Annotated in this window: 8 protein-coding genes; 5 read left to right on the top strand and 3 right to left on the bottom strand. The window is 62.9% G+C overall.

The window, feature by feature from the left end; genetic code table 11:
• Positions 1-27: 27 nt before the first annotated feature.
• The 3 genes from ACT53K_RS01565 to ACT53K_RS01555 all read right to left on the bottom strand — a co-directional run bounded on the left by ACT53K_RS01565 (position 28) and on the right by ACT53K_RS01555 (position 5926).
• On the bottom strand, positions 28-3159 hold the full coding sequence (locus ACT53K_RS01565) for a TonB-dependent receptor domain-containing protein (RefSeq protein ID WP_476226770.1): 3132 nt from the start codon (positions 3157-3159) through the stop codon (positions 28-30).
• Between the two features lie 145 nt (positions 3160-3304).
• Positions 3305-4330: an alanine racemase gene (locus tag ACT53K_RS01560; protein ID WP_476226769.1), complete on the bottom strand. Its 1026-nt coding sequence runs from the start codon at positions 4328-4330 to the stop codon at positions 3305-3307.
• Positions 4331-4339: 9 nt separating this feature from the next.
• Positions 4340-5926 (bottom strand): MFS transporter, encoded by a 1587-nt coding sequence (locus ACT53K_RS01555; RefSeq protein ID WP_476226768.1) that lies wholly within the window; start codon positions 5924-5926, stop codon positions 4340-4342.
• A 684-nt stretch (positions 5927-6610) separates the two neighbouring features.
• Between ACT53K_RS01555 and ACT53K_RS01550 the strand changes: the two genes are divergently transcribed.
• The 5 genes from ACT53K_RS01550 (at position 6611) to ACT53K_RS01530 (ending at position 12933) form a co-directional block, all read left to right on the top strand.
• A complete protein-coding gene (locus ACT53K_RS01550; protein WP_476226767.1) occupies positions 6611-8488 on the top strand; it encodes an amidohydrolase in 1878 nt (625 codons plus the stop codon).
• A 202-nt stretch (positions 8489-8690) separates the two neighbouring features.
• Entirely contained in the window at positions 8691-9386 is a 696-nt protein-coding gene (locus ACT53K_RS01545; protein ID WP_476226766.1) for a transposase, read from the top strand.
• A 215-nt stretch (positions 9387-9601) separates the two neighbouring features.
• Positions 9602-10654, top strand: a complete 1053-nt coding sequence (locus tag ACT53K_RS01540) for a M28 family peptidase (protein ID WP_476226765.1) — start codon at positions 9602-9604, stop codon at positions 10652-10654.
• Positions 10655-10752: 98 nt separating this feature from the next.
• Positions 10753-11448, top strand: coding sequence for a transposase (locus tag ACT53K_RS01535; RefSeq protein WP_476226764.1), 696 nt, complete (start codon positions 10753-10755; stop codon positions 11446-11448).
• Between the two features lie 159 nt (positions 11449-11607).
• Complete coding sequence (locus ACT53K_RS01530) at positions 11608-12933, top strand: glycoside hydrolase family 28 protein (protein ID WP_476226763.1); 1326 nt, start codon at positions 11608-11610, stop codon at positions 12931-12933.
• Positions 12934-12957: the final 24 nt, after the last annotated feature.

Raw genomic sequence — 12957 nt, 5'->3', positions numbered from 1 at the left:
GACCCCTTTTTAATTTAGCGGTTCAGATCAGAAGTTGACCCGCGCACCCACGGTGAAGCGCCGACCCAGATAGTCGTTGATCAGCGTGGTAGGATAATAGCCGTAATATTCCTGACCGATACGGTTGAACAGGTTCGTGACAGAAAAGGTGAGACGATAGGAATCGCCAACCTTGATGAACGCAGAGCCATTCACAGTCGCGTATGGATCGATCACGTTGAATTCACGCAGATCGGTTGACAGACCGGTCCGCGCCGCAATCTGTCGACCGACAATATTGATGGAGGTGCTAATTCCCCAAACGGCATTTGAATAGCGCAGGTTGACCTGGCCCTGCCACTTGGGATCACCGAACGTGCCGTCGGTACGGACCGGTGCGACGCCGGTCACGTCGATCAGGCGACGGCGCACGTAAAGGCTCACGACATCAGCCTCGAACGTGCCCCCGATTCCCAGTCCGCGAAGCGAGGTCTGGTAGTTCAAAGTCGCCTGAATACCCGAGAAGAAGATTCTCTTCCCGTTGACATATCCATAGTTGACGCCGGGATTTGCAGGATCGTTGACAACCTGACCACCACGATCGCCGCCATTCGCCGCTGTCCCGCCCTGCCCGGTTTCATAACGGCGGATCAACGAGCAGAAGCTGTTGCCGCGCGCCGGATCGGCCGTATTGAATTGAGCATTGTCGAAGCAGCCCTGAACAATCTGCGAGACGGTCAGACTCTGGATCGGGTTGGCAATGCGGATGTCGATATAGTCAGCCGTCATCGACAGCCCCGGCACGAAACGCGGCTGAAACTGAACGCCGTAGGTGAAGCTTCGCGCGACTTCGTTTTGCAGCCCCGGGTTACCGCCGCTCCGCGACGGAACTGTCGCCGCGGCGGCATCTAGCGGCGTCGCATTCGGGTACTTGGCCAGGAACGCCGTGCAGTTGCGCTTGCGGATGTCAGGCACCGGGCCGCCGTTGATGTTCCCCGGCGAACAGATATCCGTTACGGAAGAAAATGCGCTCGAAATCGGCAGGAACAGCTCAGTAATTGCCGGCGCACGGAACGACTTCGTATAATTACCGCGGAACGTAATGTCGCGAATCGGTGAATAGAATCCCCCCGCAGACCAGGAGAAGAAACTACCATTCACCGAGTTGTCGACATAGCGACCGCTTCCCGTCAGCGTCAGCTTATTTATAAAGGGAACGTGATTGTCTGCGGAAATGAATGGCAGAGCGATTTCGCCGAAACCTTCATTGAGCGTGTAATGACCGGAAACCGGTGAAATCGCCACCGAACGGCCGAGCCCCTGCTGTTGGAAACTGCTGGGCGTGAACGCACCGGATTCACGGCGATGTTCAAAGCCAAGGTTGAATGCGGTGTCGTTGCCGAACAGTGAAAAGGGCGAACCACCCACGTTGGCATTGAAAACCTGCTGCTCGAGCACGCTGCGCGTCAGGTTGTTGGCAATAACATAGGCGCGCGCAGCAGGCGTCGAAACGCCGCTACCCAGCAGATTGAGCGGGACGCAATTCGGATCAGCAACGGGCGTGCCGCCCGGTGCTGCCTGATAGGCGGGAGTGGCAGTGCAAACGATCCTGCCATTGCCGTCCGTAGTAACGTTCACGGCATTAATGAAGTTCTGCGCGTTTAGATCCTGACTATAATCGTGAATGACGTTCCGACCATAGTTGAACGAAACTTCGTAACGGAACTTGCGCTTACCGATATCGAAATCACCGCGAGCACCAACAACGCCGCGCCAGAGATTGGTGATGTTGTAGCCCGTCAGGTCCGCAAGATCGTCCGATGCGCGCGACACCTGGAAGCTGGTGATACCCAGCGCCTGAAGTTGTCCACGCGCTTGCGCAGTCAGAAACGGGCTGTCGGAACGGAACGTCAGTGCTCCGCTCGACCCACCAAACAGGTTGCTGTTAAAGGTGGGCTGCTGCACCAGTTCGTCGGCGCGCGAGCGGAAATATTCCCCTTCCGCAAAGAGCTTGAGCGAATCCGACACGTCGAAATGCGCGAATGCGTTATAGATATCGCGGCTCAGATCGCTGGTGATCTGCGAATAGTCGTTGAAGCGGAAACCGTCGCCGCCGCTGGCATAGATACTCGGAAAGATGATACCCTTGTTGAAAGGAACCAGATTTCCCTGCCCGTTGAACTGCCAGTTCCGTACCGCAGCGCTATTTCCCGTCGCAGCCGTAATCACACCGCCACGATTCAAATAATAAATCGTTTCGTTGAGAATTTGGATCGTGCCGGGGAATCCATCCGTCGTAGAATTGTTATAACCGAAGTTGGTGTTAACGCGCCCATCGTTCAGGCTGGTGATGCCAGATGCGGCGGTGCGTCCAAGTGCCAGCGCCTGAGCGTCAGTCGGGTTGGTGGCGCCACCGAGGTTCTTCCGTAGGAAGTCACGCGCATTGTACAATACGCCATCCTGCTTGTCGTGCTGATAAGCGAGAGTGATGTTGAGGCGGCCTTCCAGAAAGTCCTTGCCACCCAAAAAGCTGTAGCTGTGATTGCCGCCATCGCCTTCCTGCGTGACACCTGCGGTCAGGTTCGCGCGCAGACCATTGAACCGGTCGCGCAGAATCACGTTGACGGTGCCCGAGATTGCATCCGAACCATAGGTCGGCGCGCCGCCAATACCGATCTGATCAATCCGATCGACCAGAAGCGAGTTGATGACGTTAAGGTCGACCTGCGTGCCAGCCGATCCTTGGTTGAACTGCGTGTTGACATTCGACGTTACGAAACGACGCCCGTTGACAAGCGTGAGGGTCCGGTTTGAACCATTGTTGAACAGGTTGACGAAGTTGACCCCCTGGCCAAACGATCCCTGCGACCCTGCCGGCGTGACGCTGCCGCGGATCGTGGGCAGTTCGTTCAAGGCGTCGGCAATGTTGTTCAGGCCGCGATCCTGAAGGTACTGCGCATTGGTCGAAATGGTCGGCTGCAGCGACCGGAGGTTCGGAAGTGTGAGGCGCGTGCCGGTGACGACCACTTCACCGTCCTGATTGACCGGCGCCTCTTCCGCCGGAGCTTGCTGCCGATCCGCCGTTTGCTTGGTTTCAGCGCTTTGCGCCCATGCGGCCGTGGGCGCCACCCCGACAACGATCGCAAGCGCAGAAGCGCAGCCCAGGACTGACATTTTCATTGGGTTCCCCTTTTTTAGTGAAGAGGAACTTATGTGGAAGACCTGAGATCGAGAAAAGGATCAGACGCAAAGCTGAAGACATTTTCGGGAAAATGTTGTAAAATTACAACAAATTTCGTATATGAAATATTTTGCAACAACGCGCTCATCCCCAAGCCCGGTCGAAGCGCGCGCCCAGGCCGGTCAGCAGTTCGTATTGCGACAGGCCGCTCAGCGCCGCCATTTCCGGCAAGTCATAGGCGATGGCCACCCAATCGCCTTCGGCCAGGTCCGGTGCCGTGTCGACGCAAATGGCCGTCAGGTCCATCGAGACGCGCCCCACCACCGGCAGAACCGCAGCACCCGCCAGCGCCCATCCCCGGCTTGAGAAGCAGCGCAGATAGCCATCGGCATAACCGAGGTTGAGGATCGCCACTTCCATATCGCGCGGCGCGGTATAGGTGGCGTTGTAGCCGATCGTGTCCCCCGCGGCGACGCGGCGACGCTGTAGGATTTGCGCCTCGGGCGTCACCACCTGGCGGATGCCCGCCAGCGCGGCACAGGGCCGCCCGCCGTAAAGGGCGATGCCCGGCCGGGTGAGGTCGAACTGATAGCCGTCCCCCAGCGCGATGCCGCCCGAATTGGCCAGGCTCATCCGCCGCGCGCCCGTCCGCCCCGCAAGCGCCGCGAACGCATCGCGCTGGCGGGCGTTTAGCGGCACATCCTCTTCCGAGGCGACGAGGTGACTGAGCAGCGTCTCGACCGCCAGCCCGTCGAGCAGCCCTTCGGCCACCTGCTGCGGCGAAACGCCGAGCCGGTTCATGCCGGTATCGACCATCACGTCGCACGCGCCGCCGCCGGCCTCGCGCCAGCGCCGCACCTGTTCGGCACTCGCCAGCACCGGACGGGCATATGCCGGCCGGTCGGCCATGTCCTCGGCCCGCACGCCGTGGAGCACAGAGACGGTCACGCCCAGATCGGCAAGCGCCCGCGCCTCCGCCCAGCAGGCGACGAAGAAGTCGCGGCACCCCGCCTCGGCCAGCCGCGTCACCACGCCGCGCGCGCCAAGGCCGTAACCATTGGCCTTCACCGCCGCGCCGCACGCCGCCGTGCCGCTCAACCGGGCAAGCAGCTTCCAGTTGGCGACCAGGGCAGCACCGTCGAGGCGCAGGCGAAGGGGAGAGTCCGTCATCCCCGCCGGTTAGCGCCCCCGGCTGCCTGGCGCCACCGTCTCGCGCAATCCGAACAGCGTAACCAGCAGCGCGATCGCCACGACGATGAAGGTGTACCACAGGCCGGCGGTGGGGTTGCCGGTGCGCGCGACCATATACTGGCTGATAAAGGGCAGGAATCCGCCGAAATAGCCCGTGCCGACATGATAGGGGATCGACATCGACGAATAGCGGATGCGTGAGGGGAACATCTCGCTGAGCAGCGCCGCCACCGGGCCATAGGTGGCGCCTGACAGCGCCATCAGCACCACCATGCCGAGCAGGATCATCACGATGTTCACCGGGCCCGGCACGACCTTGTCGAAGCGGTAGCCGACATCCTTGAGCGCGGCATCGAGCGAGGCCGGGTCGGACTGCGGCACCACCTGCCCGCCGACCGTGACATAGACGGTGGGCGACTTTTCGGTCTTGTAGCGGATGCCGCGCTTCGAGAGATGATCGAGCAGACGGCCGCACTCGTCGAGCTGCTTCGTGCTGAACGGGTCATAGGCGCAATGCGGCCCGGCCACGACCACCGGCTCGCGCAGCGACATTCGGGCCAGCCCCGGATTGGCAGCGCTGCCGATCACCCAGAAACAGGGGAAGAGGAACAGCAGCGTGAGCGCATAGCCGATCACGATCGGCGGCTTGCGCCCGAACCGGTCCGAAATCGCGCCGAACAGGACGAAGAATCCCATGCCGATCACTGCGCCGGCGGCCGTGATGAGCTGCGCCGCCGTCTGGTCCATCTGCATCGGCCCGGACAGGAACGACAGCACCGAGAACATCGCCGTATACCACACGACGGTCAGCCCAGCGGCGATGCCGAACAGCGCCACGAACAGCCGGCGCTTGTTGCCTGGATAGGTGAAGCTTTCGATGAACGGGTTGCCGGCCGTCTCGCCCGCTTCCTTGATCGCGCGAAACACCGGGCTTTCGGACAGCTTCAGACGCATCCACAGCGACACGGCGAGCAACAGCAGCGAAAACAGGAAAGGCAGCCGCCAGCCCCAGGCATCCCATACCGATGCGAAGCCCAGCTTGAACAGCAGCACCACCGCCAGGCTGAGCACGAAGCCGCCGACCACGCTCGCCTGGATGAAGCTGGTGTGGAAACCGGCGCGGCCGCTGGGCGAATGTTCGGCGACATAGATTGCCGCGCCGCCATATTCGCCACCCAGCGCCATGCCTTGCAGCACCCGCAGCGACAAAATCAGGATCGGCGCCGTGATTCCGATCTGTGCATAGCCGGGGATGAGGCCGATGCCCGCGGTTGCAAAGCCCATCAGGGTGATGGTGACGAGAAAGGTATATTTCCGCCCCATCTTGTCGCCCAGATAGCCGAACAGGATCGCGCCCAGCGGGCGGAATCCGAAACCGACCGCAAAGGTAGCCCAGGAGAGCAACGTCGCCAGCGTCTCGTTGCCCGAGGGGAAGAAGGTGCGGCCCAGAATGCCCGTGGCGGTCAGCGTGCCCCAGATGAAGAAATCATACCATTCGAAGATCGTCCCCAGCGACGATGCGCCGATCACCAGCCGCATCTCTGCCGCGCAGGGCTCCTGAACCGATTCCGTCATGCGTGCCTCACTCCCCGTTGAGCCGCGTTCTACAGCTTTTGCGCGGGCCGTCGAGCGGGCGCGCGGGCGCCGGGGCGCGGCGGTTGCGGGTAGCTAAGTTTAGGAAGTTTAGGCTCGCGACATGTTTTTCAGGGCCGAGCGGAAGCGCGACAGGCCGCGGTCCGCAGCGCGTGCGCGCGCCGTCGAGCGGCCGCGAAGGCGCCGGGGCGCGGCGGCGGCAGGTGGCTAAGTTTAGGAAGTTTAGGCTCACGCGGCGATTTCGGTTGCAGATGCCGGGGCGAAGCGGGCGTGCGGCGGAGAGAGCACCCGGGAGCGCAAAAGCATCGTTGCAAATATCCATGATCGGTCGCTCCCGGGCCGGCGGACGAAAGATCGGAACATAAGAAGAACAATGAGTGTAGGAAAGAGGGCTTGCGAAAGATAATTCAGTATACTGTCCCCGCATTTCCCCTGTCCCCGCATTTCCCTGCCCCGTCTTCCTTTTGGGATTTTGGCAAGCAAAATACGGCTGAAGTCATCCACTTGAAAAATGCAGACGCAACGCACTCCGACCATAAATGCCACCGACCATCATGCACACCTATTTGAACAATAGTAGATTTATCCGAAATGGCACGAGATCAGATAGCATTTGCGAGGCCGGGGTGACATTCTCGTATCGGTCCATCCGGTAGGGAATAGATCATGGAATCAGGCTGCGCCTGCTCACGATTTCCATCCGCCCGCGCGCAATTCCAGCATATTGCGTCGAAAAGCCTGGAAGAGCTGGAACATGATATCGGTCACGCGGTATCAGCGCTGAAGGCTGCCGGCGCGGAGATTGCCGAGCTTTTCCACAAACCAGCCTATCTGTTCTACGGTGGAACGATCCGCACCATGCGCGATGATGTCCGCAAGGTCGAGGCGCTGCTGATCGAAGGCCACCATATCACCGCCGTCGGCACGCTCGCCGATCTGCGCCAAAAGGCACCACATGGCACGCACGAGGTGGACCTCGGCGGACAGACGCTGATGCCCGGCTTCATCGATCCGCACGTCCATATCGTCGCCAGCGCCGGCACCATGTCCTGGCTCGATCTCGGCCCGCAACCGGGCCAGACCTATACCTGGACTTGGGTGGTCGCGCAGCTCCGCAACGCGGTTGCAAAGGCAGCGGACCGGGACACGTGGATTTTCGGCGCCGGGTTCGATTCCTCGCAGCTCACCGACGGCTGGACGAACATGACGGTCGAAACGCTCGACGAAGTGTTCGGCCACGACCGTGCAGCGGAACAGAACCCGATTTTCGTCAATTCCGGCTCCGGCCATTTCACCTATGTCAACCGCCGCGTGCTGCAACTCGCCGGGTTGGCCCATGGCACCCCGCCCGAGGTGGAAGGCGGCAAGATCGCGACCTTCTATAGCGGCCCTGCTCAGGGCGAAGCATCGGGGGTGATGGTCGATTTGCCGGCGCAGATGAAGCTGCAGGAAATGCTGGGCGACCACCGGCTGCAGCTCATCCTTTCGGGTTTGGAGACCGTACTCGGCAATATCACCGCGCTCTTTCGCGAAGCACTGGCCAACGGCAACACGATGATCAGCGATGCCGCGATGGGCATCGCGGTAGGCCATGCCGCCGAGATACTGCTGATAAAGGCCGCGATGCTGCTTCAGCATCCGCCAAGGCTAGGCAGCGCGCGCTTCGTCGACGAATGGGAGGTCGATAAGGCGGCCGAGGCGATGAAGGATTGGCGGCCAGTGCTCGACGATCCGATGTTCCTGCAGCAGGCGGTAAAGCTGTTTGCCGACGGATCAAACCAGGGCGCCACCGGCCTGCAGCGCGATCCTTACACCGCGTGGACGCTGGAACGCTGCCAGCGCGACTATATGGGGACGGACATCAACGGCAACTGCGATGCGCCCGCGCAATTGCTCGGCAAGTTGATTGGCACGGCCAACAGGCAGCATTTACAAGTGATGATCCATGCCAATGGCGACGCCGCGATCGACAATGCGCTCGCCGGCTATGCGCAGGCGCAGGGCCATGGCTTCGATCCCGCCTTGCGCAACCGTATCGAACATTGCTCGATCATGCACGACGACCAGCTCGAGAAGCTCAGATTGCTGGAGGTGGTCCCCTCCTTCCTGATGCTGCATGTGACCAAATGGGGTGCGGCCTTGTGCAACCTTCTTGACCAGGAACGCGCCGATTTGCTGGACCGCTGCGCCTCCACCCATGCGGCTGGCATCAAATTTTCGATGCACAGCGACTACGGCGTATCGCCAATGGCGCCGCTGGCCCGCGTTCAGGCGGCGGTCACGCGGATCATGGAAGGCAACGGCAAAGTGCTCAACCCGGACGAGTGCATCCCGGTCGAGCTGGCACTGAAGGCCCAGACGATTTTCTCCGCCTGGCAATGCCATGCCGACCATCTCGTCGGCACGCTGGAAGAAGGCAAACGCGCCGATCTGGTGATTCTGGGCGAGGATCCGTGTTGCGTAGAGCCGACCGCGATCGCGGAAATTGCGGTCGTCGAAACCTGGGTCGACGGCCGCCGACTGTACACCCGGAGCACAAACTAGCGCCGCACGGGAACGCCAAACAGGTATACTGTCCCCGCATTGCTCCTGTCCCCGCATTGCTGCCGCCTACCCCCAACGTTCACCAGCTACCCCCGCTCGGCCTGTCTTACGCTAAACGAGATTGCATATTCGAACAGCTTCAGGCAATTCGGGGACAGTATACCTATTTGACTTCCCTACCCCGCCCGCCTAGCCTCCACCCATGGCAAGGCTTTCGCGGATCGTTGTGCCGGGCGTGGCGCATCATGTGACGCAGCGGGGGAACCGCCGGTTGCCGGTATTCTTCTGCGAGGAGGACCGCACGCTCTACCTCTCCCTGATGCGCGAGGCGGCGGCGGCGAGCGGCACACGGTGCCTGGCGTGGTGCCTGATGGACAATCACGTCCACCTCATCCTCGTCCCCGAAACGGCCGACGGGCTGCGCGCTATGCTGGGGGAGGCGCATCGGCGCTATACCCGCCATGTCAATCTTCGCGAGGGCTGGACCGGACACCTGTTCCAGGGCCGCTTCGCCAGCTATGCGATGGATGACGCGCATCTGATGGCAGCGGTGCGCTATGTCGAGCGCAACCCGGTGGCGGCGGGTCTGGTGGCAGAGGCCGCCGACTGGCGCTGGTCGAGCGCGCGCAGCCACATCAATGGACGACGCAGCGCCGACGATCCGCTAACCGACATCGCCGCACTCGGCAGCCATGTCCGCAACTGGCGCGCGCTGCTGCGGCACGGGCTGGAAGCAGCCGACCTCGACGCCGAGGGGGAAGCCCAGGCCGACGCGATCGAGGCGCGCCTGCGCACCGGCCGGCCGCTGGCGGCACCGGAGCTGGTGGGGGATTGGGAAGCAGCGCTCGGGCGACAGCTGGCGCCCGGCAAGCCGGGGCGGCGGAAAGCGGGCGAATAGGTATACTGTCCCCGCATTATTCCCGGTCGCTCCCGGGCCGGCAAACGAAAGATCGGAACATACTCAGAACAAGGGGTGTAGGAAAGGGGTTGGCGGGAGGTAAATTGGATACTGTCCCTTGATTTCCTGTCCCTATATTTCCTGCCTATATTTCCCCCTGTCCCTACATTTCGCTGCTCCTGTCCCCACATTTCCCTGCTCTTTGCATCCGCAAGATGGACGACAGCACGAAAGGTGGATACCGTTGCGAAGAGGGAGGAGCCATGCGGGCGTGGATAGGGGAAAATAGCACGCGTTTGATCGTGATAGCGATTCTGACCGCGCTCTTCCTGACACCTCTAATGGCGCTGTGCTGGATGACCTCAGTTCCAGGCAAGTCGTGGGCCGGGCCCTTGCCTGCGCTAAGTTCGGCCGAAAGCGATCTTGCTCGGCGTCTCCGCTCCCATGTCGTCGCGATCGGTACTAGGCCGCATAACATAGGCCATGCACCCGGCTATGCCAAAGCCGCTGCCTACATCGAGCGCACGCTGACAATGCTTGGCTATAAAGTCGCGCGTCAGACCTTTGACGGGGGGCGGGCGGCCAATCTCGAAGCGATGATTGAGCCTGCCGTTCCCGGCGCACCGACACTGGTGGTCGGAGCACATTATGACAGCGTCGGCGACATGCCCGGTGCCAACGACAATGCCAGTGGCGCCGCAGCCCTGATGGAATTGGCGCGTATGCTGGCCGACCAGCGAGGCGAGGCGAAGGTCCGCATGCGACTGGTCTTCTTTGCGAATGAAGAGCCGCCATATTTTCAAACCGACCGGATGGGCAGTCTCGTTTATGCCCGGGCGCTGGCGGACAGGGGGCTGAAACCGAGTGCCATGTTCTCGCTGGAAACCTTAGGCTTCTACAGCGATCAGGCGGATAGCCAGCATTATCCCTTTCCGCTCGGCGCGCTGTACCCCGGCACCGGCAACTTCGTTGCGTTCGTGGGTACCGTCTCCTCGCGTCCGCTCGTGCGGCGCGCGGTCGCAGCGTTTCGCGCAGTTGCGCAATTCCCAAGCGTTGGCGGAACCGCGCCCGGCTTCGTTCAGGGCATCGAATGGTCCGACCACTGGTCCTTCGGCAAGATCGACGTACCGTCGTTGATGATCACCGACACCGCTCCGTTCCGTTATCCTTACTATCACACTCCGGAAGATACGCCGGATAAAGTTGACTTTGAGCGCCTTGCTCGAGTCACGGAAGGTTTGGAGCGGATGCTGAGAGGCTGGCAGTAACTTTCTCGACGTGGGAATTCGGGGGAATTCGGGGACAGGGGAATTCGGGGACAGTATACCTATTTGACTCCCCTACCCCGCCCGCCTAGCCTCCACCCATGGCAAGGCTTTCGCGGATCGTTGTGCCGGGCGTGGCGCATCATGTGACGCAGCGGGGGAACCGCCGATTGCCGGTATTCTTCTGCGAGGAGGACCGCACGCTCTACCTCTCCCTGCTGCGCGAGGCGGCGGCGGCGAGCGGTACGCGGTGCCTGGCGTGGTGCCTGATGGACAATCACGTCCACCTCATCCTTGTCCCCGAAACGGCCGACGGGCTGCGGGCGATGCTGGGGGAGGCGCATCGGCGCTATACCCGCCATGTCAATCTTCGAGAGGGCTGGACCGGGCACCTGTTCCAGGGCCGCTTCGCCAGCTATCCGATGGATGACGCGCATCTGATGGCAGCGGTGCGCTATGTCGAGCGCAACCCGGTGGCGGCGGGTCTGGTGGCAGAGGCCGCCGACTGGCGCTGGTCGAGCGCGCGCAGCCACATCAATGGACGACGCAGCGCCGACGATCCGCTGACCGACATCGCCGCGCTCGGCAGCCATGTCCGCAACTGGCGCGCGCTGCTGCAGCACGGGCTGGAAGCAGCCGACCTCGACGCTGAGGGGGAAGCCCAGGCCGACGCGATCGAGGCGCGCCTGCGCACCGGCCGGCCGCTGGCGGCACCGGAGCTGGTGGGGGATTGGGAAGCAGCGCTCGGGCGAAAGCTGGCGCCCGGCAAGCCGGGGCGGCGGAAGGGGATGAAATAGGTATACTGTCCCAGCATTACCAGGAGAATAGATATACTGTCCCCGCATTACCCTGCTGTCCCCGCATTACCCTGTCCCCGCATTCCCCCGCATGACTTAGGCCCTTGGGCTCGCGTGATGCCCGGTATAGAAACGCCCGCCACCCCAGCGAGTGCCCCCATGCCGCGTATCCCGATGCTCCCCCTGCGCCCGATCCTGTTCCTCGCCGCCTGCCTGCCTGCCCTCCCCGCCCATGCGCAGGACCGGCGAACCGTGACCGAGCCGGCCCTGCCCGCCGCCGTCTGCACCACCCTCGCCGCCCAGCCCGACCCCGCCCCCGGCACCGACACGCGGCGGCTGCAGGCGGCGATCGACCATTGCCGTGCCGGCGCGGCGGTGCGGCTGGTGCCGGGGACGGCGAGCGGGCGGTTCGAGAGCGGGCCGCTCGCCATGAAGTCCGGCGTCACGCTGTGGATCGATGCCGGCGCGGTGCTCGCCGCCAGCCCCGATCCGCGCGCCTATGACCTGGCCGGGCGCTGCGGCACGATCGACGACAAGGGCAAGGGGTGCGCGCCGTTCCTGCGCTTTGCCGGTACGCGCGGCGGCGGCATCGTCGGCGATGGCGTGATCGACGGGCGCGGCGGCGCGGCGATGACGGGACGCGGCGGCGCGACGTGGTGGCAGCTCGCCCGCCAGGCACAGCGCGACGGCGGCAAGCAGAACAATCCCCGGCTGATCGAAATCGACGACGCCCGCGATATCGTCTTCTATCGCATCACGTTGCGCAACGCCGCCAATTTCCATGTCGCGATGAACAATGTGCAAGGCGCGACTTTCTGGGGGGTACGGATCGACACGCCGGCCGAAGCCCGCAACACCGACGGTATCGATCCGGGCGCATCGCAGGACATCACCATCGCCCATGCCTATATCCGCACCGGCGACGACAATATCGCGATCAAGGCCGGCAAGGGCGCGACGCGGCACGTCTCGATCCTCGACAGCCATTTCTATGCCGGTCACGGCCTGTCGATCGGCAGCGAGACCAATGCCGGGGTCAGCGACATTCTGGTGCGGGGCGCAACCTTCGACGGCACCACCGCCGGCCTGCGCATCAAGAGCGACGCGAGCCGGGGCGGGCTGGTGCAGCGCATCGTCTATGACGATGTCTGCCTGCGCGGCGTGGCACGGCCGATCGATTTCGACACGCGCTATGACGCCCATGCGATCGGCCTTTCGATTCCGGTCTATCGCGACATCGTGCTGCGCGCAGTGCGCGGCGATGGCGGCACGCTGGTGATGCGCGGGCACGATGCCGGCCATCCCATCGGCGCAACGCTGGACGGCGTGGCGTTCGATCCGGCGGCGCGGTGGCTGGTCGCCTTCGCCGATCTTGCCGTCGGGCCGGGCGGCGCCTCGCCACTGCCGCCAGGCCTGTCCGCGCCGGCCCCGGCAGATACATTGCGCTGCGATCCGGCGCGCTGGGAGCCCTTCCCCGCGCGTTAACCCTGAAAATCTGCGCAAGTGCCG

The sequence above is a fragment of the Sphingomonas sp. DMC8 genome, from assembly GCF_056314185.1.
The sequence above is the reverse complement of the archived record's forward strand: the minus strand, read 5'-3'. Positions and strand labels throughout refer to the sequence as shown.